At 66.4% G+C, this 25,310-nt stretch carries 25 protein-coding genes; 14 read left to right on the top strand and 11 right to left on the bottom strand.

The features are described 5' to 3' along the window. Positions 1 to 43: 43 nt before the first annotated feature. The 6 genes from RBB31_RS08610 to RBB31_RS08585 all read right to left on the bottom strand — a co-directional run bounded on the left by RBB31_RS08610 (position 44) and on the right by RBB31_RS08585 (position 5,979). A complete protein-coding gene (locus tag RBB31_RS08610; protein ID WP_306128873.1) occupies positions 44 to 802 on the bottom strand; it encodes a nitrilase-related carbon-nitrogen hydrolase in 759 nt (252 codons plus the stop codon). Between the two features lie 74 nt (positions 803 to 876). After that, positions 877 to 1,461 carry an HNH endonuclease gene (locus RBB31_RS08605; protein ID WP_306128872.1) on the bottom strand — a complete coding sequence of 195 codons (585 nt, stop codon included), beginning with the start codon at positions 1,459 to 1,461 and terminating at the stop codon, positions 877 to 879. 365 nt (positions 1,462 to 1,826) lie between these two features. Continuing rightward, positions 1,827 to 2,615 (bottom strand): xanthine dehydrogenase family protein subunit M, encoded by a 789-nt coding sequence (locus RBB31_RS08600; protein ID WP_306128871.1) that lies wholly within the window; start codon positions 2,613 to 2,615, stop codon positions 1,827 to 1,829. Positions 2,616 to 2,626: 11 nt separating this feature from the next. Next, a complete protein-coding gene (locus RBB31_RS08595) occupies positions 2,627 to 4,990 on the bottom strand; it encodes a xanthine dehydrogenase family protein molybdopterin-binding subunit (RefSeq protein WP_306128870.1) in 2,364 nt (787 codons plus the stop codon). A 47-nt stretch (positions 4,991 to 5,037) separates the two neighbouring features. After that, positions 5,038 to 5,487 (bottom strand): VOC family protein, encoded by a 450-nt coding sequence (locus RBB31_RS08590; RefSeq protein WP_306128869.1) that lies wholly within the window; start codon positions 5,485 to 5,487, stop codon positions 5,038 to 5,040. A 6-nt stretch (positions 5,488 to 5,493) separates the two neighbouring features. After that, on the bottom strand, positions 5,494 to 5,979 hold the full coding sequence (locus tag RBB31_RS08585) for a (2Fe-2S)-binding protein (protein WP_306128868.1): 486 nt from the start codon (positions 5,977 to 5,979) through the stop codon (positions 5,494 to 5,496). Positions 5,980 to 6,204: 225 nt separating this feature from the next. On the opposite strand from RBB31_RS08585, the gene RBB31_RS08580 reads away from it, so the two are divergent. Beyond that, positions 6,205 to 6,546, top strand: coding sequence for a helix-turn-helix transcriptional regulator (locus tag RBB31_RS08580; RefSeq protein WP_306128867.1), 342 nt, complete (start codon positions 6,205 to 6,207; stop codon positions 6,544 to 6,546). Continuing rightward, positions 6,543 to 6,974 (top strand): SRPBCC domain-containing protein, encoded by a 432-nt coding sequence (locus tag RBB31_RS08575; RefSeq protein WP_306128866.1) that lies wholly within the window; start codon positions 6,543 to 6,545, stop codon positions 6,972 to 6,974. The genes RBB31_RS08580 and RBB31_RS08575 overlap by 4 nt, the downstream gene beginning before the upstream one ends. 41 nt (positions 6,975 to 7,015) lie before the next feature. On the opposite strand, the gene RBB31_RS08570 is transcribed toward RBB31_RS08575, so the two are convergent. From RBB31_RS08570 to RBB31_RS08550, 5 genes are all read right to left on the bottom strand, one after another. Then, entirely contained in the window at positions 7,016 to 8,011 is a 996-nt protein-coding gene (locus RBB31_RS08570; RefSeq protein ID WP_306128865.1) for a molybdopterin-binding protein, read from the bottom strand. Further along, positions 8,008 to 8,976 carry an XdhC family protein gene (locus tag RBB31_RS08565; RefSeq protein WP_306128864.1) on the bottom strand — a complete coding sequence of 323 codons (969 nt, stop codon included), beginning with the start codon at positions 8,974 to 8,976 and terminating at the stop codon, positions 8,008 to 8,010. The genes RBB31_RS08570 and RBB31_RS08565 overlap by 4 nt, the downstream gene beginning before the upstream one ends. 156 nt (positions 8,977 to 9,132) lie before the next feature. Further along, positions 9,133 to 11,421: an OmpA family protein gene (locus RBB31_RS08560; RefSeq protein WP_306128863.1), complete on the bottom strand. Its 2,289-nt coding sequence runs from the start codon at positions 11,419 to 11,421 to the stop codon at positions 9,133 to 9,135. Between the two features lie 125 nt (positions 11,422 to 11,546). Then, on the bottom strand, positions 11,547 to 12,800 hold the full coding sequence (locus tag RBB31_RS08555) for a VWA domain-containing protein (protein ID WP_371931313.1): 1,254 nt from the start codon (positions 12,798 to 12,800) through the stop codon (positions 11,547 to 11,549). Positions 12,801 to 12,861: 61 nt separating this feature from the next. Beyond that, positions 12,862 to 13,770, bottom strand: coding sequence for a MoxR family ATPase (locus tag RBB31_RS08550; RefSeq protein ID WP_306128862.1), 909 nt, complete (start codon positions 13,768 to 13,770; stop codon positions 12,862 to 12,864). A 191-nt stretch (positions 13,771 to 13,961) separates the two neighbouring features. Here RBB31_RS08550 and RBB31_RS08545 point away from each other — a divergent pair, with 191 nt between their 5' ends. The 12 genes from RBB31_RS08545 (at position 13,962) to RBB31_RS08490 (ending at position 25,161) form a co-directional block, all read left to right on the top strand. Continuing rightward, a complete protein-coding gene (locus tag RBB31_RS08545) occupies positions 13,962 to 14,927 on the top strand; it encodes a phosphoadenosine phosphosulfate reductase (RefSeq protein WP_306128861.1) in 966 nt (321 codons plus the stop codon). 42 nt (positions 14,928 to 14,969) lie between these two features. Continuing rightward, the gene (gene pyrC, locus RBB31_RS08540) at positions 14,970 to 16,007 is read left to right on the top strand and encodes a dihydroorotase (RefSeq protein ID WP_306128860.1); all 1,038 of its coding nucleotides are present in this window, start codon (positions 14,970 to 14,972) and stop codon (positions 16,005 to 16,007) included. A gap of 64 nt (positions 16,008 to 16,071) precedes the next feature. Continuing rightward, entirely contained in the window at positions 16,072 to 16,746 is a 675-nt protein-coding gene (locus RBB31_RS08535; RefSeq protein ID WP_306128859.1) for an orotate phosphoribosyltransferase, read from the top strand. A gap of 293 nt (positions 16,747 to 17,039) precedes the next feature. Beyond that, a complete protein-coding gene (locus RBB31_RS08530) occupies positions 17,040 to 18,542 on the top strand; it encodes a replicative DNA helicase (protein ID WP_306128858.1) in 1,503 nt (500 codons plus the stop codon). Between the two features lie 62 nt (positions 18,543 to 18,604). Continuing rightward, entirely contained in the window at positions 18,605 to 19,645 is a 1,041-nt protein-coding gene (gene alr, locus RBB31_RS08525; RefSeq protein WP_306128857.1) for an alanine racemase, read from the top strand. Continuing rightward, positions 19,642 to 20,427 carry an ABC transporter permease gene (locus RBB31_RS08520; protein WP_306128856.1) on the top strand — a complete coding sequence of 262 codons (786 nt, stop codon included), beginning with the start codon at positions 19,642 to 19,644 and terminating at the stop codon, positions 20,425 to 20,427. The genes alr and RBB31_RS08520 overlap by 4 nt, the downstream gene beginning before the upstream one ends. Continuing rightward, positions 20,424 to 21,170, top strand: coding sequence for an ABC transporter ATP-binding protein (locus RBB31_RS08515; RefSeq protein ID WP_306128855.1), 747 nt, complete (start codon positions 20,424 to 20,426; stop codon positions 21,168 to 21,170). The genes RBB31_RS08520 and RBB31_RS08515 overlap by 4 nt, the downstream gene beginning before the upstream one ends. Before the next feature lie 120 nt (positions 21,171 to 21,290). Then, positions 21,291 to 21,752, top strand: a complete 462-nt coding sequence (locus RBB31_RS08510) for a paraquat-inducible protein A (protein ID WP_306128854.1) — start codon at positions 21,291 to 21,293, stop codon at positions 21,750 to 21,752. A gap of 182 nt (positions 21,753 to 21,934) precedes the next feature. After that, the gene (locus RBB31_RS08505; protein WP_306128853.1) at positions 21,935 to 22,639 is read left to right on the top strand and encodes a DNA repair protein; all 705 of its coding nucleotides are present in this window, start codon (positions 21,935 to 21,937) and stop codon (positions 22,637 to 22,639) included. A 67-nt stretch (positions 22,640 to 22,706) separates the two neighbouring features. Then, positions 22,707 to 24,071, top strand: a complete 1,365-nt coding sequence (radA, locus tag RBB31_RS08500) for a DNA repair protein RadA (protein WP_306128852.1) — start codon at positions 22,707 to 22,709, stop codon at positions 24,069 to 24,071. Positions 24,072 to 24,104: 33 nt separating this feature from the next. Next, complete coding sequence (locus RBB31_RS08495) at positions 24,105 to 24,704, top strand: CvpA family protein (RefSeq protein WP_306128851.1); 600 nt, start codon at positions 24,105 to 24,107, stop codon at positions 24,702 to 24,704. A gap of 10 nt (positions 24,705 to 24,714) precedes the next feature. After that, the gene (locus tag RBB31_RS08490) at positions 24,715 to 25,161 is read left to right on the top strand and encodes a DMT family transporter (protein ID WP_306128850.1); all 447 of its coding nucleotides are present in this window, start codon (positions 24,715 to 24,717) and stop codon (positions 25,159 to 25,161) included. The last annotated feature ends 149 nt before the right edge of the window (positions 25,162 to 25,310 follow it).

The raw sequence follows: 25,310 nt of genomic DNA, 5'->3' as shown, positions 1-25,310 counted from the left end.
CGTTCTCGGCGTCTGGTCCAAATGGACCGGCCATGTCAGCGCTTCACAATCTGACCGCATCGCGCAGGAACGGCAGCCGATCCCGCGCCGCCGCCACACGTTCGGCATCGGCTTCGGCGGCAATCACCGTCTCCTCCGCGCCCGCCACGGCCTCTTCCACCCCGTCCGGCGCCACGATCCGGCTGCCGCCGAGATAGCGCGCGCCGCCCTCCTCGCCCGCGTGATTGGCATAGGCCAGCCACAGCCCGTTCTCGAAGGCCCGCGTCGGCACCAGTTTCTCGGCCACCAGGCCCCACTCATCGACCAGCGCCGTCGGCACCAGCGCCAGCTCGGCCCCGTGCAACGCCGCCGCCCGCAGGCTTTCCGGCAGTTCGACTTCGTAGCAGATGATGATCGCGACACGCATCCCGCCATGATCCACCAGCGTAAGCGTATCGCCATTGGCGAAACTCTCTTCCTCGAAACTCCCTGGCGAAGGCAACCGCTTGCGGTGGTTGGCCAGCGCCGCGCCATCCGCCCCCACCAGCCGCGCGGCATTGTAGATCACGCCATCCGCCGCTTCCGGATAGCCATAGCAGACAGCCGTTTCGTGCCGCTTTGCCATTTCGGCCACGTCCTGGAAAAACGGCCCCGTGGCCGGTTCGGCAAGCGCCGCGTGATCCGCACCCATATAGCCCGAGGCGAAAAGTTCGGGGCAGACCATCAGGTCGACTTCACGCTCGGCCAGCCGCAGCTCCAGCGCGCGCAGCCGTGCACTGGTCGACAGACCGCCCGCATCGCATTGAAATATTCCCAGACGCATCCCACCCTCCCGCGCGTTTGCCCGGCAAAGCCAACACGCAGATCGGTCTGAGGTCAATCTTTTACAAAATCGCCCTAGGCCTCCAGCTCGGCATCCCAGTAAAGGAAGTCGATCCAGCTTTCATGCAGGTGGTTGGGCGGAAACTTCCGCCCGAGGTTGCGCAGCTGTTCCGCCGCCGGCGCGCGCGGCGGCTTGCGCAGGCTCAGCCCCGAGCGCCGCAGGCTCTTGGACCCCTTGCGCAGGTTGCACGGGCTGCACGCCGCCACCACGTTCTCCCAAGACGTGATCCCGCCCTTGGCGCGCGGCACTACGTGGTCGAAGGTCAGGTCGCCCTTCGATCCGCAATACTGGCAGCGGAATTCGTCCCTCAAAAACAAATTAAAGCGCGTGAAGGCCACGCGCTTTTGAGGTTTGACATAATCCTTGAGGACGATGACCGACGGTATCCTGATCTCGGTCGAGGGACTTCGCACCGTGTCTTCGTACTCGGCCACGATATCCACCCGGTCGAGGAACACCGCCTTTACCGCATCCTGCCAGGGCCAGAGCGACAGCGGGTAATAGGACAGCGGGCGATAGTCGGCGTTCAGAACCAGCGCCGGATGATGTTTCAGCGCCGAGGGCGCCCTTACGAATTCCGTTCTGAAATCTGCATCCATGACCTTACTTACCCCCGCTCGTATCGCCTCATGCTCTGGTGCGGGGCGTGGCAGCCGCCCCTGTTGTTGGGTTCACTATATATCGTGTTTCGTCTCTGGCAAGCGCCGGATATGGCGGTACATCTTGCGGTTTGGGTAGCGCGATTCCGTGACGGGCATGTGACACTTATCCACAAGGCGGGCCGCACCACGCTGCAAGCCTCCCAATCGCCGCGTCATGATCAATGCCCCGACCGATTTCCTGCAAGAAATCGGATCGGAAAATTGCAATTCTACGGCCCATTTTTTACGCAGAAAAATGGGCTGCTCAAGGCGAAACCCGGACTCGGAACGCCGGGTTTCGCAGTTCTCGAGCCGCTCTGGCCTCAGGCGGCCTCCACCGCGCGCCGGGTCAGCACGCCCACCAGATGCGCACGATAAGCGCCGGAGCCATGCAGGTCCGAGATCATCCCGTCCGCCGGCACCGACAGCCCCTCCAGCGCAGAGGCCGAGAAAGTGCCGCTCAGCGCCTCCTCGGCTTCCGTCCAGCGGAACACGCCCTCTTCCGACGCGCCGGTGACCGCCACGCGCACGCCATCGGCGAACTTCGCCACGAAGACACCCACCAGGGCAAAGCGCGAGGCGGGCTGTTCGAACTTCTGGTAGTTGGCCTTTTCGGGCACCGGGAACTTCACCTCGGTGATGATCTCGCCCTCGTTCAGCGCGGTTGCAAACATGCCCTCGAAGAAATCATCTGCCGCGATGTCGCGCTCGTTCGTCACCACCGTCGCGCCCGAGGCCAGCACCGCCGCCGGATAGCACGCCGAGGGGTCGTTGTTGGCCAGGCTCCCGCCGATGGTGCCCCGGTTGCGCACCGCCGGGTCGCCGATATTCCGCGCCAGCCAGACCAGCGCCGGATAGGCCCCCGATCCCGCCGCCACATCGCCGTGGGTCGTGCCCCCGCCGATGCAGATGCGGCCCTCGTCGTCCGTGCAGACGCCCTTGATCTCGTCGATCCCGCTCAGGCAGACCAGCACCTCGGGCGCGGCCAGCCGTTGCTTCAGCGTGGGGATCAGGGTCTGCCCGCCCCCCAGCGCCTGGTTCTCGTCGCTCTGCTTCAAGAGCTTCACCGCGTCGGCCACGGTGCTCGGGCGTTCGATTTCAAATGCGTACATTGTCTCTCTCCTTACCCTTGCATCGCGGCCCAGACGCGCGACGGCGTCAGCGGCATGTCGATATGCGTCACGTCATGACCCGCGCGTTGTAGCGCATCCACCACGGCGTTGACCACCGATGGCGGGCTGCCGATCGCCCCGGCCTCGCCACAGCCCTTCACCCCCAGCGGGTTGTGCGTGCAGGGCGTCTGGCACGAATGGTCGACATTGTAGAACGGCACGTCATCGGCGCGCGGCATGGCATAGTCCATGTAGGACGCGCTCAGGAGCTGGCCGTCAGCATCGTAGGATGTCTGCTCCAAGAGCGCCTGCCCGATCCCCTGCGCCAGCCCGCCATGCACCTGGCCCGACACGATCATCGGGTTGATGACATTGCCGAAATCGTCGGCGGCGGCAAAGCGCTCGATGGTGACCTTGCCGGTCTCGGGGTCCACCTCCACCTCGCAGGCATAGGCGCCCGAGGGATAGGTGAAGTTCGCCGGGTCGTAGAACGCGGTCTCCTCCAGCCCCGGCTCGATCTCCTCCAGCGGGTAGTTGTGCGGCACGTAGGCCGCCAACGTCACGTCGCCCCAGGCCACCGATTTGTCGGTGCCCGCGACGGTGAACTGGCCATCCTTCAGCTCGATATCCGCCTCCGAGGCCTCCATCAGGTGCGCCGCGATCTTGCGGGCCTTGGCGATGATCTTTTCCGTCGCCTTGACCATGGCACTGCCGCCCACGGCGATCGAGCGCGACCCGTAGGTGCCCATGCCCATCGGCGTATTGGCCGTATCCCCATGCTCGATCTCGATCATGCTCTCGTCGATCCCGATCATGTCGGCCACCACCTGGGCAAACGAGGTCTCGTGCCCCTGTCCGTGGCTGTGGCTGCCGGTCATCACGGTGATCCCGCCGGTGGCATTCACTCGCACGGTGGCCGATTCATACAAACCGGCACGCGCGCCCAACTGACCCACTAGGTTCGACGGCGCGATGCCGCAAGCCTCGATATAGCAGTTGATGCCAAGCCCGCGCAGCTTGCCCTTCGCCTTGCTCTCTTCCAGCCGCTTTTGGAAACCGTCCTTGTCGATGATCTCCAGCAGCTTGTCCATCGTGGCGTTGTAATCGCCCGTGTCGTATTCCACCGCCACCGGCGTGGCATAGGGGAACTCGGTGATGAAGTTCTGCCGCCGCAGCTCGATCGGGTCCACCCCCAATTCCCGCGCCGCCTTGTCGATGACGCGCTCCAACTGGTACGTCGCCTCCGGCCGCCCGGCCCCGCGATAGGCATCGACCGGCACGGTGTTGGTAAAGACCGCCTTCACGTTCACATAGATATTGGGCGTCTTGTAATTGCCCGCCATCAGCGTGCCGTGCAGCCACGTGGGAATGCTCGGCGCGAAGGTCGACAGGTAAGCCCCCATATTGGCATAAGTTTCCGTGCGGACGGCGGTAAAGTTGTTGTCCGCATCCAGCGCCAGTTCGATCTTGGTCACGTGGTCCCGGCCATGGGCGTCACTGATGAACGCCTCCGAGCGCGAGCAGGTCCACTTCACCGGCCGGTTCAGCTTTTTCGCGGCAAATGTGCAGAACGCTTCCTCGGCATAATGATAGATCTTCGATCCGAAACCGCCGCCCACATCGGGCGCCACGACCCGCAGCTTGTGCTCTGGGATGCCCAGCACGAAGGCACCCATCAACAGGCGAATGACGTGCGGGTTCTGCGATGTGGTGTAAAGCGTGCTGTCATCGGTCGCGCGGCTGTAATCGCCCACCGCCACGCGCGGCTCCATCGCATTGGGCACCAGGCGGTTGTTCACCAGCTCCAGCGTGGTGACATGCGCGGCGTTCTTGATCGCCTCGTCCACCGCACCCTTGTTTTCCTCGACGAACCCCCAGTCGTAGCAGAGGTTGCTCGTCAGGTCGTCATGGACCTTGGTGGCGCCCTCTTTCAGCGCCTCCTTCATGTCCATCACGGCGGGCAGATCGCTGATGTCCACCTCGATCGCCTCGGCGGCGTCCCGCGCCTGCTCGCGGCTTTCGGCCACGACGGCAGCGATAGGATCGCCCACATGGCGCACCTTGCCTTGTGCCAGCACCGGGTGCGGCGGCTCCTGCATGGGCTGCCCGTGCCGGTCGGTCACCTGCCAGCCGCAGGGGATGCCCCCCACCTCGGCGAAATCCGCGCCGGTGAAAACCTTGAGTACCCCGGGCATGCCCTCGGCGGCGCTGGTGTCCACGTTGTTGAGCGTGCCGTGTGCCACGTCCGAGCGCAGGAAATACACATAGGCCTGTCCGCGCAGGTTGATGTCGTCGGTATAATTGCCGGCCCCCGTCAGGAACCGTACGTCCTCGCGCCGCTTGGAACTGGCGCCGATGCCACCATCTTTGGGCATGTGTTAGTCCTCCCATATTGGCGGGCGCACTGGCCCGATCCTGTTGTTTAGGCCGCGGCCTCTTCCAGGGCCGCAATCTCGATCTTCTTCATCTTGAACATGGCCGCCCGCACCGCCTCGGCACCGGGGCCGCCCTGCAACTCCAGCAACCGGCGCGGCACGATCTGCCAGCTGACGCCGAACCGGTCCGTCAGCCAGCCGCACATCCCTTCCTCGCCCCCGTCGCTCAGCTTGTGCCAAAGGCGGTCGGTCTCCGCCTGATCCTCGGTCAGAACACTGATCGACGCCGCGGGCGTCAGGGTGAAATGCGGTCCCGCCTGCAAGAACTGATACGGCACGTGTCCCAGTGTCAGTTCCACCACCACGACGCCCCCGTCGACCTCGCTGACCTCGTCGATCCGGCTGTCGGGCAACAGGGTCACGTAGACCTCCGCCGCCTCCCTGGCGAGGTCGTGAAACCAAAGGCATGTGCGCAGCTTGGGCGGGCTGGTCAGCATCCGCGCCTACTCCGCCGCGATTTTGCTGACATCCTGTCCCGACGCCGCCAGGATCGCCTTGACGATGTTGTGATACCCGGTGCAGCGGCAGATATTGCCCTTCAGGTACTCGCGCACCTCCGCCTCGGTCGGGTTCGGGTTGTCCTTCAGAAGGGCCTCCGCCGACATCACCATGCCCGGCGTGCAGAACCCGCATTGCAGCCCGTGGAACTCCTGGAACGCCTGCTGGACCGGCGTCATGGTGCCGTCCTCCGCGGCCATTCCCTCGATCGTGGTCACCTCCGTGCCCTCGGCCTCGGCCGCGAACATCGAGCAGGCCTTCACCGCCTTGCCATCCACATGCACCACGCAGGCGCCGCACTGGCTGGTGTCACAGCCCACATGCGTGCCGGTCAGGCCCAGCGTATCACGGATAAAATCGACAAGTAGCGTGCGTCCTTCCACCTCGCCGGACGCAGGCTTGCCGTTCACGGTCATCTTGACCTGTGCCATCGGCTCCTCCCATTGGCTTTTCTAATTGGCTGCCCGGAGTTAAACACGCCGCCCCACACTTGAGAAGGCACTTTCTGTCGCGCCGCCCCCCTGCCTTCGTCGTACTTGCGCGCGTCCTGCCGGCGCGCGGTTCCCGCGCTCGCGGATCGACCCGGCCCGCCGCAGACGCGCCCCATCATTCACCTAATTGGTTGATTGACTGCCGGCGCCGTGTTATTCACCCTTATGGTTGAACAAGAATCACAGCACCGACTGACCGATATTTTCAAGGCCGCAGGCGATCCCACCCGCCGGTCCATCCTGACGCTCCTGGCGCAGCATGGCCCGCTCCGGGTGACCGACATCGCCGCGCATTTCGACATGAGCCTCAATTCCGTGTCCAAGCACATCAAGGTGCTCGAAGGCGCGGGGCTGGTCACGCGCCGCACCGAATGGCGCGAGCACCTGATCGAACTGCAGGTCGAGGAACTGGCCCATGTCGACCGCTGGTTCCGCGACTTGCGTTCGATCTGGGCCCTCCGGCTGGAGGCGCTCGACCATCTGCTCACACAGGAGACCGACCCATGACTGCCACCGAAAAAGACCTCACGCTCACCGTCGAACGCGTGATCGACGCCACGCCCGAGCGCCTGTTCGACGCCTGGCTCGACCCCGACACCATGAAACGCTTCATCTGCCCCGGCGAAACCATCGTGCCCGGCGCGTCCTCGGACGCGGTCGAGGGCGGACGGTTCGAGATCATCATGCGCAACGGCGACAAGGACCTGCCCCACACCGGCACCTACAGGGTTATCGACCGGCCCAACCGGTTGGTCTTTACGTGGGAAAGTCATGCCTCACGCGACGACAGCGAGGTGACGATCACCTTCACCCCCGGCTCCGGCGGCACGCGCGTGCAGCTCACGCAGGTCCGCTTCGTCAGCGAGGATCAGCGCGAGGGCCATCGCTGGGGCTGGACCGGCATCCTCGAAAAGCTGTCGCAACTGGACGCCTGAAACCAGACGCCGGGCGGGCCCCTGCCCCCTGCCCGGCGCAACTAACCGGCCTGTTTGCGCTGTCGCGGCTGCGGGCGCGTGGGGATCTCCTTCAGCAGGCCGCCCACGCCCATCGCCGCAAAGTCTGCCGCGCCGATAGGCACCCCGCAGGCCACCCGCGCCAGCACCCAGTCCGCCCCGTGCAGAACCGGCGAACGCGCGCTGTTGGGCAGGCCGATCACCGGGCGCTCTCCAAGCCGCCCCAGGAACAGCAGGTTGCCGGGATCGACCGGCACCCCGAACCGCTCGACCCGCCCGCCGGCCCGCCGCAGGGCCTCGGGGCCGGTGTCGCGCAGGTCCGACGTGGCCGATCCGGTCAGGATCAGAACCACCTCTCCGGTCGCCGCCGAGATCGCCTCGGCCAGCGCGGGCGTCTCGTGCGGGCAACTCAGCGTCTGGCGCAGCCGCATCCCCAGGCCCGCCAGCCGCGTGCGGATCGCCTCGACCCCGCGCAGGCCCGGCCCGTCCGCCGTGTCGCTGACGATCAGGCTCGCGGTGGCATAGCACGGCCGGTGCAGCCGGATCGCGCCCCGCGCCGCCTCCGCCGCGCGGTCCAGCGCCTCTGCCGCCACCCCGTAAGAGATGATCTTGACCGTCGCCACCATGCCGCCGGGATGCGTCTGGAACCACGGCGCGACTGTGGCGAGCGTAATCATCGGGTCCAGCATATTGGCCGCCGCGACCTTGCTCGCGTCCACCGCCACCACGCCGGGCGCCTCCGCCACAAGGTTGACCCGCCCCGTGAACGCACGGCTCAGCGACAGGCCCGCGGCCCCGTCCAGCACCGCCTCGGCCAGCCGCGCGGCGGCGGCATCCTCGTGCAGGTCCTCCGGTTCCAGCATGGCGACGACGACCTCGGCAAACCCCGCCGCACGCAGCCGCGCGATATCCGCCTCGGCCAGAACCTGCCCCTTGCGCAGCCGACCGTCCGGCAGGTGCTCACTATGCGCCAGGATCGCGCCCTCCGCCTCCGCCAGCGCGACCGGCCCGAACCTCATCCGCCTTTCCTGAGCACGTGCGTCACTTCCGCCAGGATCGCCACGGCGATCTCGGACGGCCCCGCCGCGCCGATATTCAGCCCCACCGGGCCATGAATGCGTGCAATCTGATCGGCGCCGAACCCTTTCTCCTCCAGCCGGGCCACGCGGCTCGCGTGGGTCCGGGTCGAGCCCAGCGCACCGATATAGAAGACATCCGAGTTCAGCGCCGCCTCCAGCGCCGGATCGTCCAGCTTGGGGTCATGGGTCAGCAGTACCAAGGCCGTGCGGCTGTCCAGCCCGTAGGCTGCAACCGCCTCGTCGGGCCAATCGTGCAGGATCACTTCGCCCGGAAACCGCGCCTCGCTGCCAAAGCTTTCGCGCGGATCGATCAGCAGCGGGTCGTACCCAGCCACCCGCGCCATCGGCACCAGCGCCTGGGCGATATGCACGGCGCCGACGATGATCATCCGCAAGGGCGGGTTATGGATCGCGACAAAGGTCGTGCCGTCTTCCTCGAACCCCGAGCGATCAGCTCGGAACCGCTCGGCATGACCCTCGCGCTCCAGCCTGCGCTCGGCTTTCATGCCGGTGATATACGCCACAGGCACCCGCGCCTCGCGCGCCAGCACAAGGTCTTTCAGGATATCGACCGGCATCACCGAACCTACCGGCTCCACCAGGATCCGGATCGTGCCGCCACAAGCCAGCCCCACGGCAAAGGCGTCTCCGTCGCTGACGCCGTATTCCAGCATCACCGGCTTGCCGCCCTCGATGGCGTCCAACGCCTCGGCCACCACCGCGCCTTCGACGCAGCCGCCCGAGACCGAGCCTTCGATCTCGCCCTCACCGGAAATGGCCAGTTGGCTGCCCACGCGCCGGGGGGCACTGCCCCACGTCTCGACCACAGTGGCCAGCGCAGCGCCCTTGCCGGCCTCGAACCAGGCGAGTGCGGTTTCGGGGATGGTGTCGAAACGGTCCGTCATGGCGCCAATATGGGCCCGTCCCACCGCTTTCACAAACGCAATTTAGGCCCGGGCCAACCCAAGATTCTTCGTACGAAGAATCTTGGGCATCGCACATGGAAAAGCCGCCCCCCGCGATATGCGGAGGGCGGCCCTGTCGGTCCCCCGGGGACGCGCTCAGCTTTCGTTCAGCAGGCTGGTGATGTTGCGAACCGCCGCGCGGCGGTTCGCCCGGATGTCACCGGCCTCGCGGACCTTGAGGTCGGATTCGCCGTAGCCCTGCACGATCATGTTCGCCGGGGGCACGTCGAAATACTCGGTCAGCGCCAGCGCCACCGACTCCGCACGGCGGTCGGACAGGGCAAGGTTCATGCTGGCCGGGCCGACCGTATCGGTATGACCTTCGATCAGGAACACCTGCCGCGGATCTTCGGCAATCGCGTCCCGCATGGCATTGCCCAGAACCGAAAGATCCCTGGCCTCTTCCGGGCGGATCACCGCGCTGCCGGTCTCGAAGTTCACCGTGTCCAGCGCGATCACAGGCACCTGGTGGCGCACCGCGTCCACGAACCGAACCTGGTTCAGCGAGTAGCGGCGGGTGTCAGGCGCGTTCCGCGTGGCAAGGATGGCGGTACGCAACTCGTCTTCCGACGCGTTGGCATACTCGTATTCCTGCGCCCGGGTGTCGCGCAATTGCTGCACGTTCACGGCCTCGACCTGGCGCGTGTCGTCGAACAGCACCACCTGGTCCCCGTTGGGATAGATCTGCGTCCGGCGCAGCACACGGCCGTCGGCGGCGCGCACAGTCACGGTCTGGGTGCCGTCCTCTGCGGTGACCGTGCTGCGGGTCGAGCCGTCCTCGAAGGTCTGAACCCGCACGTCGCTTCCGGGACGGCGCAGCAGGGCGTCGTCGTCCTTGATGATCCGGTACCGCCCGTTGTTCTCGACCACGACGCGGTCGCCGGTGTTCGCCACGACCGTGCCGCCATCATCGGTCACCTGACCGATGGCATAGGCACCAAGCCCGATCGCAGCGGCGGCGGTCAGGATGTCGCGCAGGTTCTCGTCGCGGTCGTCGCTGGTACGCGGCGTACCCGCGGCCGGGGCCGTCTCTGTATTGGCCTCGGTCTGTGCGTTGCCGCCGACCTCGGTTTCGAACTCCTCGTCGGACGAGCGCGTGTTCTCTTCGGTCAGGGTGACCTCTTCGCTGCTGACCGCTTCGGCGTCTTCGTTGGCGGCAGCGGCCGCGGCAGCCTGCTCCTCGACCTGCGCGGCGGCTTCGGCCTGGGCCTGGGCCTGCGCTTCGGGGTCTTCGTCGATCTGGGGCTCCGGCAGATCGGCAGTTGTCTCCGTCTGCTCCTCGGCCTCGACGTCAGTCGCCTCGCCGTTTTGCCCGAAGTTCGCCGTGCTTTCGGCTTCGGCCTCGGCGCCCGTCGACTGGTCGCTCTGCCCGAAGTTTGCCGTGCTCTCGGCTTCGGCTTCGGTTTCGGCCTGTTCGGCCTCTAGCGCCTGTTGCAGTTCGTCGGTCTCGCTGTCGGCCGTATCGGCGGGTGTGTCGGTTTCGGCCGTATCCTCAGCGGGCGCATCCTGCGTCTCTGCTTCGGCTTCGGCCTCCGTCGTCGCCTCGGCTTCGGATTGCTCGGCTTCCAGCGCCTGCTCCAGTTCGTCAACCTCCTGATCGGCGGTATCTGACGCGGTCGCATCGGTTTCGGCTTCAGCTTCGGCTTCTGCAGAAGCCTCGGCTTCCTGCTGCTCCTGCCCGCCAGCCTCGCTTTCGTCAGACTGCACTTCGGCTTCCGCGGCTTGCTCGTCCGCAGCCTGCGCTTCGGCCTCAGCCGCCTCTTGCTCGGCCGCTTCGGCCTCGGCTTCCGCTGCCTCCGCTTCTGCCTGAGCCGCCTGCTCTTCAGCGGCCTGCTGTTCAGCCTGGGCTTCCGCTTCGGCCGCGGCTTGCGCTTCGGCTTCCGCCGCTTGCTGTTCGGCGGCCTGCGCTTCGGCTTCGGCCTCGGCTGCCTGTTGCTCGGCAGCTTCCGCCTCTGCGGCGGCCTGGGCTTCGGCTTCGGCATTTACCTCGGGCTCGACCTCCTCGACTTCGGCCTGCGCGGTGCGCATGGTCCCTTCGGCCATGTCGCTGGCCTCTTCCGCCACATCCTGCGCCTGCGTGGTCGCGCCGGATGCATCGCCGATGGGCGACAGGTCCGCCACCACCTCGGCGACCTGCGCCTCGCTGCATTCCTCAGTGGCTTGCGTGCCATTGGTTTCGATCTGGCCGCACATGGCGAGCGTCTGGCGGTCGACCTCGTTCTCGACCACCACGTCAAGTCCCGGCACAGCGCAGGGCAACTGGGACTCGCCCGAACAGGTGGGCATGTCGCCCACGGCGGTTTGTGCCGCGAGCGGCAGCGGGGCGGTCTGGCCGATCGCAAGAGCGATCGCGGCCGTCGTGGATGTCAACGTCGTTCGGCGCATGTCTGGTTCTCTCCCTAAATACGTCTGCCGCGAAATCGCGCGGCGTCACGTGTTAACGCCCGGCGCGGCGGAGTGTTCCGCACCGGGGCAAAGAGCTTCGGCGGAACCTTGCCGGTACGAACGGGTCAGAGAAGTTCCATCAGCCGCGCCTTTTCGCCGGTGTCCTGCGGCGCGCTGATCGCGGCGGCGAGGTCTTCCAGCGTGGCGATGGAGTGGCCGGCACGAAACGCGTCCACATGCGGCAGCATGGCCCGGATGCCGGTGGCGCGCGGCGCGAACCCGTCCCAGCGCAACAGCGGGTTCAGCCAAATGAGGCGCCGCGACGACAGGTGCAGCCGCTGCATCTCGCGGCCCAGGTCATGGCTGTCGTCGCGGTCCAGCCCGTCGGTGATCAGCAGGACGACAGCGCCCTGCCCCGTCACCCGCCGCGACCAGTCGCGGTTGAACGCGTGCAGGCAGGCCGCGATCCGCGTGCCGCCTTCCCAGTCCTGCGCCTCGGCGCCGGCCGCGGCCAGCGCGGCATCCACGTCACGCGACGCCAGGTGGCGCGTGATGTTGGTCAACCGCGTGCCGAAGGTGAAGGCATATACGGCGGCCCAGCCCGCGCCTTTCTCGTTCGCCACGGCATGAAGGAAGTGCAGGACCATCCGGCTGTACTGGCTCATCGAGCCGGAAATATCGCAAAGCACCACCAGGTTGGGCCAGCGCGGGCGCGGCTTTTGCACGTGGATGCGCCGCATCTCGCCCCCCTGCCGCATGGCCGCACGCAACGTCTTGCGCGCGTCGATCCGCGTGCCGGTCGTTGCAGGCATCCCCCGGCGGGACGCGAAAGGCTTCACCGGCAGGCGCAGCCTGGCCAGCATCCGCTTGGCCCGCGCGATCTCGGCGGTGCTCATCTGTTCGAAATCCAGGGTCCGCAGCCGCTCCTCGCGGCTCATGGTCAGGGACGCATCGATATCGATCTGCGTTTCCTCGTCGGCCTCTTGGCTTTCCGCCTCGGGCATCTCCGGCTCGATCCCGTCCAAAAGCGCCTCGGCCGCGCGTTTCTCGGCCGCCTGCGCGCTGCGGTCCTCCTGCACGCCGCGGATGGCGGGCAGCATCATCGCCATCATGTGCTCCATGTAGCGCGGGTCGCGCCAGTAAAGACGGAATACCTGCGCAAAGACCGCGCGATGCTCGGGCCGCGACACGAAACAGGCGCGCAGCGTGTAGAAGAAATCGGTGCGCGAGGTAAACCCCGCCGCCTCGACCGCGCGAACGGCATTGATCACCCGCCCCGGCCCCACCGGCACGCCGGCCTTGCGCAACGCCCGGGCGAAATGGGTGATGTTGTGGCCGAGCTTTGGGTGCTCGGGCAGGTCGAGGTCGGGGTATTCCATCAGCCGTCCCAGTTGGGGGCCAGCCCCCAAACCCCCGGGATATTTCCGGCCAGAGGAAGACTCATGCCGGCTCCAGCCCTGCCCTGGCTTCGTCAAGGATACGCTTGGCCTCGGACCCCTGCATTTTCTGGATGTCGTCCTGGTATTTCAGGATCGCGCCCAGCGTGTCGGCGATCACCTCGGGGCTGAGGCTGATCACATCGAGCGCCAGCAGGCACTTGGCCCAGTCGATGGTCTCCGCCACGCCGGGTTTCTTGAACAGGTCCTCGGTGCGCAGCTTCTGGACGAACGCCACCACCTCGCGGCTGAGCGCCTCGGCGGCCTCGGGCGCGCGGGCCTGCAAGATCTCGATCTCGCGGGCAAAACCGGGGTAATCCACCCAGTGATAAAGACAGCGCCGCTTCAGCGCATCATGCACCTCGCGCGTGCGGTTCGAGGTCAGCACCACGATGGGCGGCTCGGGCGCCGCAATCGTGCCCAGTTCCGGGATCGTCACCTGGAAATCGCTCAGCGCCTCCAGCAGGAACGCCTCGAACGGCGCGTCGGTGCGGTCCAGCTCGTCGATCAGCAGCACCGGCGCGCCCCCTTCCTGCGGGCGCATCGCCTGCAACAGCGGACGCTCGATCAGGAAATCCTCGGTGAACAACTCGTCGGTCAACCGCTCGCGATCCACGCCCCCCGTGGCCTCGGCGGCCCGGATGGCAATCATCTGCTCGGCGAAGTTCCATTCATAGACCGCGCTCGACGCGTCCAGCCCCTCGTAGCATTGCAGGCGGATCAACCTGCGCCCCAACCCCGCCGCCAGCGCCTTGGCGATCTCGGTCTTGCCGACGCCCGCCTCGCCTTCCAGGAACAGCGGCCGGCCCAGCTTCAGGCCCAGGAACACCACCGTCGCAAGGCTGCGCCCGCAGACATAGTCCTGCCCGGCCAGCATCGCCTCCACGTCATCGATCGAAGTCAGTTCCGTCATGCACGGCCCCCCCTTGCGCTGCAAACCTGCACGGCTTCCGTCCGCCGTCAAGGCCCGCGACGCCCGGCGCGCCACGCCACCACCCCGCAGAAACCCCATCAATTTTCCAAATTTTCGCCTATATTGGTTCATAGCTTGCACGCCAATCACCCGTGTAAAGCGGGGACAAACCCGAGCATTGAGGTCCGAGCATGAGCGCAGAATATCCCGGGGCGCTGGATATATCCCTGTCCGGGCTGGACTGGGAGGACTGGCTGGACAAGCTGGACGACACCGCTGATGCCGACGGCTATGTCGAGCGTCTGGGCGATGCGCATGCCGCCATCTTCATCGAGCACAAGCCGACTCTGCTGGTCACCTTCGAGTCCTTTCCCGCTTTGCGCGTGACCTCGTCCGACGCCCAGCCCCTGGGCTGGCAGCTCTGCCGCGCCCTGGGCTGGTCGCATCTCTGCCTCGCCAGCCAGACCGACAGCTGGTTCCGCGAAGGCCGCGTTTACGGCTATTTCGACCGGCTGGTCGACGACGGCTTCTTCGAGGAATTCGACCAGGTGATCTTCTACGGCGCGGGGCCCGCGGGCTATGCCGCCGCCGCCTTCTCGGTGGCCGCGCCCGGCGCCCGCGTCCTGGCCATCCAGCCCCAGGCCACGCTCGATCCCCGCATGACGGAATGGGACGTGCGGTTCCGCAGCCGCCGCCGGCTCGATTTCACCACCCGCTACGGCTACGCGCCCGACATGCTGGATGCGGCCGACCGCGCCGTCATCCTCTACGATCCCGAAGTCGAGGAAGACGCGATGCACGCGGCGCTTTTTGCCCGCGGCAACGTCCTCCGCTACCGGATGCGCTTCATGGGGCCGCGCCTCGACCGCGCGCTGATGCGCATGCACATCCTGCTGCGCCTCATCGCCCAGCTCAGCGCGGACAAGCTCGACACCGCCAGCCTCGCGCGGCTCTACCGGGCGCGGCGCAAGGACGTGCCCTATCTCAAGGCGGTGGTGGCCCGGCTCGAGGATGATGGCCGGCACTACCTCACGGCCCGGCTGGCCCAGCACGTGATGCGCACCACCCCCGGGCCCCGCTTCCGCCGCGCGGTCCGCACCGCCTATGACAAGGCCCGGGAACAGGGCCTGCCGATGCCGCCGCGCGAAATCGACTGATCCACTGGCGCAGGCGCGCGGGCTGTTGTAAGCCCTCGGGCCATGAGCCGGACCCTGACCATCCCCCGCCCCGACGACTGGCACCTGCACCTGCGTGACGGCGCGGTGCTGCGGGCCGTTCTGCCCGAAACCGCCCGATATTTCGGCCGCGCCATCATCATGCCCAACCTCGTGCCGCCCGTGGTAACCGGCGCGCAGGCCGCCGCCTACCGCGACCGGATCATGGATGCGCTGCCCGACGGCATGAATTTCACCCCGCTGATGACCCTCTACCTGACCGAGGACACCGACCCCGCCGACGTTGCCGCCGTGCATGGCTCGGGCCTTGTGACCGCGGTCAAGCTCTACCCGGCGGGCGCCACCACCAACTCCGCCTCCGGCGTGCGCGATTTCGACCGCGTGCGCCCGGTGCTCGAAAAGATGGCCGAAATCGGAATGCCGCTTTGCGTGCACGGCGAGGTCACCGACGCCGAGATCGACATCTTCGACCGCGAGGCGGTGTTCATCGACCGCGTGCTCGATCCGCTCCGCCGCGCCACGCCCGGCCTGCGCATCGTCATGGAACACATCACCACGCAGCAAGGCGTGGAGTATGTCAAATCGAACGCCGAAAACCTCGGCGCCACCATCACCACGCACCACCTCGTCATCAACCGCAACCACATCCTCGTGGGCGGCATCAAACCGCATTACTACTGCCTGCCCGTGGCCAAGCGCGAGGAACACCGCCTTGCGCTCCGCGCCGCCGCCACCTCGGGCGACGCCCGCTTCTTCCTCGGCACCGACAGCGCCCCGCACACCGACCCGAACAAGGAATCGGCCTGCGGCTGCGCCGGCTGCTTCACCGCCACCAACACGATCTCGATCCTTGCCGAGGTGTTCGAGCAGGAAGACGCGCTCGACCGCCTCGCCGGGTTCGCCTCGGAACACGGGGCCCGCTTCTACGGCCTGCCCGTCAGCGCCGAGACCATCACGCTTTCCAGGGGCGACCCCGTCACCTACCCGCCCAAGATCGACACCGGCGACGGCCCCGTCACACTCTTTGATCCGCAAATGCCGCTGCACTGGCGCGTCGTTTGAGTCTTCCTCTGGCCCCAAATATCCCCGCCGGAGGCTCCGGCGCTCTGCACCAAGGACCAACCGCATGATCCCCTCGACCTACCCCAGCCAAGATGAAATCGCCCGCCTCACCGCCCGGATGCTGCTGGAGATCGAAGCGGTCCATTTCAACGCGGACGAGCCATTCACGCTGGCCTCCGGCCTGCCCAGCCCGACCTATATCGACTGCCGCAAGTTGATCTCCTTTCCCCGCATCCGGTCCACCCTGATGGACTTCCTGACCATCACCGTGATGCGCAACGCAGGCTTCGAGGCCTTCACCAACATCGCCGGGGGCGAGACCGCGGGCATCCCCTTCGCCGCGCTGGTGGCCGAACGCATGGCCCTGCCCATGACCTACGTGCGCAAAAAGCCCAAGGGCTATGGCCGCAATGCCCGGATCGAGGGCGCGATGACCGACACCGACCGCGTTCTCCTGGTCGAGGATCTGACGACCGATGGCGGCTCCAAGCTCAGCTTCGTCGACGCCATCCGCGACACCGGCGCCAGCTGCGGGCACACCGCCGTCATCTTCTACTACGGCATCTTCCCCGAAACCGAAATGACGCTCGGCGATCACGGTGTCGCCCTGCATTACCTCTGCACCTGGCGCGACGTGCTGGCCGAGGCGCGCGCGCAGGGCAGCTTCGACGCGGCCACGCTCGACGGGGTCGAATCGTTCCTCGACGATCCGCGCGCCTGGCAGGCCGCCCGCAGCTGATCCACGCCTGAGTCGCGGCACCCCCCCGTATGGCAACCCGTGAGGTGAATTAGTTTTATCGTTGTGATGACGCAACGTACGCGCTGGTGCGCCGTGCTGGCCACACGAAATCTTGACGGAACGGGGTGCCAGCGGGCAATATGTTGTAGGCTCAGGATATCCACAGCGTATCCACAGAAAACATACCAGTTGCCACCGCGCAGGCCCGCTCGCTAAGAGACCAGCCTACCGGGACAAGGCACGCTAGGGGACAGCGCACCGCAACCCGGGATCAGAGCAGTACGGGGACGAACATGAACGAAGTTGCCACCATAAACGCGTCCGGCGCGGCCCAGGGACATGATACCGCCACGCCCGAGCAGATGCCGCACTCCACCGAGGCCGAGCAGCAGCTCTTGGGCGCGATCCTGACCAACAACGACATCTACGATCGCGTCGCCAACCTGATCGGGCCGCAGCATTTCTACGATCCCGTTCACGCCCGCATCTACGAGACCGCCGCCGCGCGGATCGCCAAGGGCAACCTCGCCTCGCCGGTGACGCTCAAGACCTTTCTTGAAGACGACGAGGGGCTGAAGGAACTGGGCGGACCCGCCTATCTCGCCCGGCTCGCCGGCGCCGCGATCTCGGCTTTTGCGGCGCGCGACTACGCCCAGATGATCTACGACATGGCGATCCGCCGCGAGCTGATCGGGCTTGGCCACGACATCGCCGGCAAGGCCCAGCGCGCCGAGGTCGACCTGGAACCCCGCGACCAGATCGTCGAGGCCGAACAGAAGCTCTACAAACTTTCCGAACAGGGCCAGTCCGAGACCGGATTTCAAAGCTTTCTCAGGGCTGTAACCGACGCTGTTAACGTGGCCAACGCCGCCTATCAGCGCGACGGCGGCCTCGCCGGCATCTCCACCGGCCTCATCGACATGGACAAGAAGCTGGGCGGCCTGCACAAGTCCGACCTTCTCATCCTCGCCGGACGCCCCTCGATGGGCAAGACCTCGCTGGCCACCAACATCGCCTTCAACATCGCCAAGGCCTACAACCGCGGCACGCTCCCCGACGGCTCCGAAGGCGCGGTCGAGGGCGGCGTCGTCGGCTTCTACTCGCTCGAAATGAGCGCCGAACAGCTGGCCGCCCGCGTGCTGTCCGAGGCCGCCGAGGTGCCCTCCGAGCAGATCCGCCGCGGCGACATGACGGAAACCGAGTTCCGCCGCTTCGTCGAGGCCGCCAAGACCCTCGAATCCTGCCCGCTCTACATCGACGACACGCCCGCCCTGCCCATCTCCCAGCTGGCCGCGCGGGCCCGCCGGCTGAAGCGGACGCATGGGCTGGACGTGCTGATCGTCGACTACCTTCAGCTCGTGCGCCCCGCCTCGGCAAAGGACAGCCGCGTCAACGAGGTCTCCGAGATCACCCAGGGCCTCAAGGCCATCGCCAAGGAACTGGATATCCCCGTCATCGCCCTGTCGCAGCTCTCCCGCCAGGTCGAGAGCCGCGAGGACAAGCGTCCGCAGCTTTCCGACCTGCGCGAATCCGGCTCGATCGAACAGGACGCCGACGTGGTGATGTTCGTCTTCCGCGAGGAATACTACGCCGAGCGCGAGAAGCCCTCCGACGACAAGCTCGAGGAAATCGCCGCCTGGCAGGAACGCATGGAACGCCTGCACGGCCGCGCCGAGGTCATCATCGGCAAGCAGCGTCACGGCCCCATCGGCACCGTCGAACTCAGCTTCGAAGGCCAGTTCACCCGCTTCGGCAACCTCGCCAAACCGTGGCAGCAGGATGGCGGCGAGTTCTGAACCCGCGCCCGGCCCGCGTTTCCTCTTGACCCACCGCAACATCCGGTCAAAACCACGGCCTCATGAGTAGTACCGGCAAGCTAACAATCGACCTCGACGCACTGACAGGCAACTGGCGCGCGCTCGACGCGCAGACGGAGGTCGAGACCGCCGCCGTGGTCAAGGCCGATGGCTATGGCCTCGGCATGGACCGTGTCGCCCGCGCGCTGGCCCGCGCAGGTTGCCGCACCTTCTTCGTCGCCGTCCCGAAAGAGGGCGTCGCCCTGCGCCAGGCGGTGGGGCCTGCGCCCGACATCCATGTCTTTTCCGGTCACATGGCCGGCGACACCGACATGATCTCGGATCTCGGCCTCACGCCCATGCTGAACACCACCGACCAGCTGATCCGCCATCTCGAGGCGCTGCCCGGTCACCCCTTCGGCATCCAGCTCGACAGCGGCATGAACCGGCTGGGGATGGAACCCGCCGAATGGGCCGCCGTGCGCGACACGGTACTGTCCGCCAACCCGGTGCTGCTGATCTCGCATCTGGCCTGCTCCGACGACCCCGACCACCCGATGAACGCGCAACAGCTTGCCGCATTCCGCGACATGACCGACGGCACCGGCATCCCCCGCTGCCTTGGCGCCACGGGCGGCATCCTGATGGGCCCCGAGTATCATTTCGATATGTGCCGCCCCGGCATCGGGCTCTACGGCGGCCTGCCCTTTGCCGATGCCCGCCCCGTGGTCACGCTCGACCTGCCCGTGATCCAGACCCGCCACCTGGAACTGGGCGAGACCGTGGGCTATGGCAACACCTTCACGGCCACGCGCGAAACCCGCATCGCCACCGTGTCCTCGGGCTATGGCGACGGCATTCACCGCATCATGGCCCCCAAGACCGTGCTTTACGCCGACGACACGCCCTGCCCGGTGGCGGGCCGCATCTCGATGGATTCGATCTCGGTCGACATCACGGATCTCGGCTTTGACCCCAAGTGGCTGCGCATCCTGGGCGCGGAACAGACCGTCGACGACCTCGCCGACAACGCCGGCACCATCGGCTACGAGATCCTGACGGCGATGGGCGCGCGCTACGACCGGCTCTATATCGGCGGATGACCCTGATCCTGTCGCCCCTCGCCGCGCTCGGGCGCAAGACGCTGGCGGCGCTGGCGATGCTGGGGCGGATCACGCTCTTCGCCCTCTCGACCTTCAGCCACATCCTGCGCCCGCCCTTCTACCCGCGCGAGGTGTTCAACGCGCTGATGCAGGTGGGCTGGCTCTCCCTGCCCGTGGTGGGCCTCACGGCCATCTTCACCGGCGGCGCGCTGGCCTTGCAGATCTACTCTGGCGGCGCGCGCTTCAACGCCGAGGCCGTGGTGCCTCAGATCGTCGCCATCGGCATGGTGCGCGAACTGGGCCCCGTATTGGTGGGCCTGATGATCGCCGCCCGCGTCACGTCCTCGATCGCCGCCGAAATCGCCACCATGAAGGTGACAGAGCAGATCGACGCGCTCGTCACCCTCTCTACCCACCCGATGAAATACCTCGTCGCGCCCCGCGTGCTGGCCGCCCTTATCACCGTGCCGCTGCTGGTGGGCGTGGGCGACATCATCGGCATCCTGGGCGGCTACACCGTGGGCGTGCAGAACCTCGGCTTCAACGCCGCCACCTACATCCAGAACACCGTCGACTTTCTGGAACCGCTCGACATCATCTCGAGCCTCGTCAAGGGCGCGGTCTTCGGCGTCATCGCCGCCGTGATGGGCTGCTATTACGGCATGAACTCGGGCCGCGGCGCACAGGGCGTCGGCCGCGCCACCAAGGGCTCGGTCCAGGCCGCCGCCATCCTGATCCTCGCCGCCAACTTCCTGCTGACGGGGGTGTTCTTCTCGGTATGATCGAGCTTTCGGACGTCCATAAGGCCTTCGGCGCCAACCACGTCCTGCGCGGCGTGAACCTGACGATTCCCAAGGGCACCTCGATGGTCATCATCGGCGGCTCAGGCACCGGCAAATCCGTGGCCCTGAAATGCGTGCTGGGCCTGATCCAGCCCGATAGCGGCCTGATCACCCTCGACGGGCAGGACGTCACCAAGGGCGACCGCGACGCCTTCCTCGCCCGTTTCGGGATGCTGTTCCAGGGCGGCGCGCTCTTCGATTCGCTGCCGGTCTGGCAGAACGTCGCCTTCCGCCTCCTGCGCGGCTCCCTGAAACGCCCCTGGGACGAGGCCCGCGAGATCGCCATCGAGAAACTCCGCCGCGTCGGCCTCACGCCCGAGCAGGCCGACAAGTTCCCCGCCGAGCTGTCGGGCGGGATGCAGAAACGCGTCGGACTGGCCCGCGCCATCTGCGCCGAGCCCGAGATCATCTTCTTCGACGAGCCCACCACCGGCCTCGACCCGATCATGTCGGGCGTCATCAACGAGCTGATCCGCGAAATCGTGGTGGAGATGGGCGCCACCGCCATGACCATCACCCACGACATGACGTCGGTGCGCGCCATCGCCGACAACGTGGCGATGCTCCACGGCGGCAAGATCCGCTGGACCGGCCCGGTCTCTGGCATGGACAATTCCGGCGATCCCTATCTCGAACAGTTCGTCACCGGCTCCGCCGAAGGCCCGATCGAAGCGGTCCGCTGACCTCTCCACACCGTTTTCTTGAAAAGAAAACGCCCGGACTCTTTTCAAGAGTCCGCCCCCAGCGCTTGCTCCTGTTCTTTCGTCCCCTTACCTCTGGGTCATACCCGCCCAAGGCCATTCATGCTCAAATACCTCAACCTGACCTTGCTGGTCCTTTTCCCCATCGCCTGGTTCGCCCCCCTGATGCGCGCCGGCCTCCTGCCGCTCTTCGGCCTGTCGGAAATCTCCGTCATCACCGGGCTGCAATCGCTCTGGAACAGCGACGTGTTCCTGGCCCTCATGGTCACCTTCTTCGCCCTTTTCGCGCCCTACGTGAAAACCATCGGCCTCGCCCTCATCCATTTCGGCCTTTTGCGCCGCAAGACCCTCCCGGCCCTGCAAATCCTCGGCAAACTCGCCATGGCCGATATCTTTCTCATCGCCCTCTACATCACGCTCTCCAAGGGCATCGGCGTCGGCCGGATCGAGACCGCCTGGGGCCTCTACCTCTTCACCGCCTGCATTCTCGCCTCCATTGTCATCGGCCACCTGAGCGAGAAACCTTTGCGGCCCGCTGGAACCATCCCGAAGGACCGGCGTTAACGACGGAAGAATCGCCGTTTCACTCTATTCCGAGCGCAGTTTGGAAATTTCCAGTAGGTGAATTGCTAATACAGGCGTAAACTTGCCGATGTTATGTTGGTAACACTTTTTTGGGGGAAGTGATGACCGAGACTCTTCGTTCGGTATACGTAATTGCACAATATTTTTTGAATCGTCTTGCCGTGGCAACCTTCGCGCTGGCCGCGCTGATCTTGACAGCTGCCACCGTATCGTCCGCATTCGGCGTATTGCCCTGGCTCGAGTTCCGTGTGAGCTTCGGCGGTCAAGTATATGAAAACGCAGGGAAGATCGCCCAGATAGGCATCACCGCCCTCGCCGTTCTGCTGTGCTTCTACCTGCCTGCCAACGCCCGCGTCATGGCACTGGAAAACTCGCACCGCCGCTTTCACATGAACATGCATGACGTGACGCAGGCCTATGCCGCCGCCCACGCCGCCGACCGCGCCGGCATGTTCCGCATCCAGTCCGAATTCGACGCCGTGCGCGAGCGCCTCGCCTACATGCGCGAACACCCCGACCTGGAATCGCTGGAACCGCAGATCATGGAGGTGGCGGCGCAGATGTCCTACATCAGCCGCGAACTGGCCGAGGTCTATTCCGACGACAAGGTCGACCGCGCCCGCGCCTTCCTCAAGCAGCGCCAGCAGGAGATCGAGCAATTCAACAAGCGTCTCGATCACGCCAAGGCCGTCGGCGTCCGGCTCAAGCAATGGGCCATGGATGTCGAGATGGAGGAAAGCGTCGCGGTCAGCCAGCTGGAGCGTCTGCGCGACGACCTGCGCCCGATCCTGCCCGAACTGGGCTACGAGGAGGTCTCAAGCCTCGACGATACCGTGGTCGGCCTGCCCAACCGCGCCGCCGAATAGCGCGGCTCGCGCACCCGCGCAGGATCAGCGTTTGACCGCGCCCCGCACTTGGGGCATGACCCACCTCATGGGAAAGACCGCCTCCTTCACCTGCACCGCCTGCGGCGCCGTCCATTCCAAGTGGTCCGGCCGCTGCGACGCCTGCGGCGAATGGAACACCATTATCGAAGAGGCGCCACTGTCCGCCGGCCCGGCCTCCAAATCGCTCGGCACGAAACGCGGCAACGCCATCGCGCTCAGCGACCTGTCCACCGCCGAAGCGCCCCCGCCGCGCACCATGTCGGGGATGGCAGAGCTTGACCGCGTCCTTGGCGGCGGCCTCGTCCCCGGCTCGGCCACGCTGGTGGGCGGCGACCCCGGAATCGGGAAATCTACGCTGCTCTTGCAAGCCGCCGCCCGCTTCGCCCAGGCTGGCCTGCAAACCGTCTACGTCTCGGGCGAAGAGGCCAGCGCCCAGGTCCGGATGCGCGCCCAGCGCCTCGGCCTCGGCGACGCGCCCGTGAAACTGGCCACCGCCACCGCCCTGCGCGACATCATCACCACGCTCGACCGCGACACGCCCCAGCTTGTCATCATCGATTCGATTCAGACCATGTGGGCCGACAATGTCGACAGCGCGCCCGGCTCCGTGGCCCAGGTCCGCGCCGCCGCGCACGAGCTTGTCACCTTCGCCAAGCGCAAGGGCTGCTCGGTCGTCCTGGTCGGCCACGTCACCAAGGAAGGCCAGATCGCCGGCCCCCGCGTGGTCGAGCACATGGTCGATTCGGTTCTCTATTTCGAGGGCGAACGCGGGCACCAGTTCCGCATCCTGCGTGCCGTCAAGAACCGCTTCGGCCCCGCCGACGAGATCGGCGTGTTCGAGATGACGGGCGCGGGCCTTGCAGAGGTCCCCAACCCCTCCGCGCTCTTTTTGTCAGGCCGCGGCGACCCCTCGCCCGGCTCGGTCGTCTTCGCCGGCATCGAAGGCACCCGCCCCGTGCTGGTGGAAATGCAGGCGCTCGTCGCCCCCACGCCGCATTCGCAGCCACGCCGCGCGGTGGTGGGCTGGGACGGCGCGCGCCTCGCCATGATCCTCGCCGTGCTCGAGGCGCGCTGCGCCGTGCCCTTCGCCGGGCTTGATGTCTATCTCAACGTCGCCGGCGGCATCCGCATCTCCGAGCCCGCCGCCGACCTTGCCGTCGCCGCCGCGCTTCTCAGTGCGCGGGAAGACACCGCCCTGCCCTCCGAATGTGTGCTTTTCGGCGAAATCTCCCTCTCCGGCGCCCTGCGCCCGGTGTCGCAAACAGAAAACAGGTTGAAAGAAGCCGCAAAACTTGGTTTCTGCTCGGCAATCATTCCCGCCGGTGGCAAGACCGGCGGCACGGGCGGTCTGTCTCTGAAACGGATGGGCGACCTGACCAGCTTCGTAGGTGAGATTTTCGGCGCGGGGTAGCGCGCCCAACCAAAGGTAAAACAGGACGCGCTCATGGAAGGCTTCACCATCATCGACGGTATCGTCGCGCTGATCATCGTGCTGTCGGCACTGCTGGCCTATTCGCGCGGCATCGTGCGTGAACTTCTGGCCATCGCCGGCTGGGTCGTGGCCGCCATTCTGGCGTTTCTCTTCGCCCCGCAGGTCGAACCGCTGGTCAAGGAAGTACCCGTCGTGGGCGATTTCCTCGCCGACACCTGCGCGCTCTCCATGCTGGCCGCCGCCGCGGCAATCTTTGCCCTCACGCTGATCGTCACCTCTCTGATAACGCCACTCTTTTCGTCGGTGGTGCAACGCTCCGCGCTTGGCGGGATCGATCAGGGGCTCGGCTTCCTTTTCGGCGTCGCCCGCGGCATCCTTCTGGTGGCCATCGCCTATTTCGTCTACGAAACAGTGGTGACCAGCCAGGACATCCAGATGATCGACGACAGCCGCTCGGCCCGCGTCTTCTCCCAGCTCACGTCAAAGGTCGAGGACGGCAACCCCGAACAGGCGCTCGGCTGGATCACCCAGAAATACGAGGACCTGGTCAGCGCCTGCGACGCCCCGGCCGAGCCCGTCGACCCCCAGCCCACCGAAACGCAACAGCAATAGGCGCAGCGGTTTGCCCTCCGCCCCCCTCTTCGCGGCCATCCTGATCGCGGTCTGCGGCTCCTTCATCGCCATGCAGGCCCCGATCAACTCCGCCCTGGGGCGCTCCATCGACAGCACGCTGGCCGCGGCCACGATCTCCTTCGGCGTGGGCTTCTTCATCCTTCTGGCGCTCTCGATCGTCCACGGCGACGGCCCGGCGCTGGCCCGCGCGCCCTTCGTGCCGAAATATCTGCTGATCGGCGGCGCGCTGGGGGCCGTCTACGTGTGGTCCGCGCTCTGGGCCGTGCCGATCCTGGGCGTGCTGACCACCACCACCGTGCTGATCCTGGGCCAGATGGTCGCCGCCCTCGCGCTCGACCACTTCGGCGCCTTCGGCATTGCCCCGCGCGACGTCTCGCTGCAGCGCATCGTCGCCGCCTTGCTGGTCGCGGCCGGCGCGGTGCTCTCGCGCTACTGAACGCGCCTGCGCCGCGTGGCACAACCGTCGCCCGTTCGACACGTCACGTCACGGCGCAAATTTTCACATGATAGTTTCGTGACATATCCGCCCCGAGCCACTATCTAGAGGCTCAAGCGTCCACGGATTCGGAGCTGCCCCTTGTCCGA

The sequence above is a fragment of the Roseovarius sp. MMSF_3350 genome (genome assembly GCF_030733425.1).
Classification (GTDB): domain Bacteria; phylum Pseudomonadota; class Alphaproteobacteria; order Rhodobacterales; family Rhodobacteraceae; genus Roseovarius.
The sequence above is the reverse complement of the archived record's forward strand: the minus strand, read 5'-3'. Positions and strand labels throughout refer to the sequence as shown.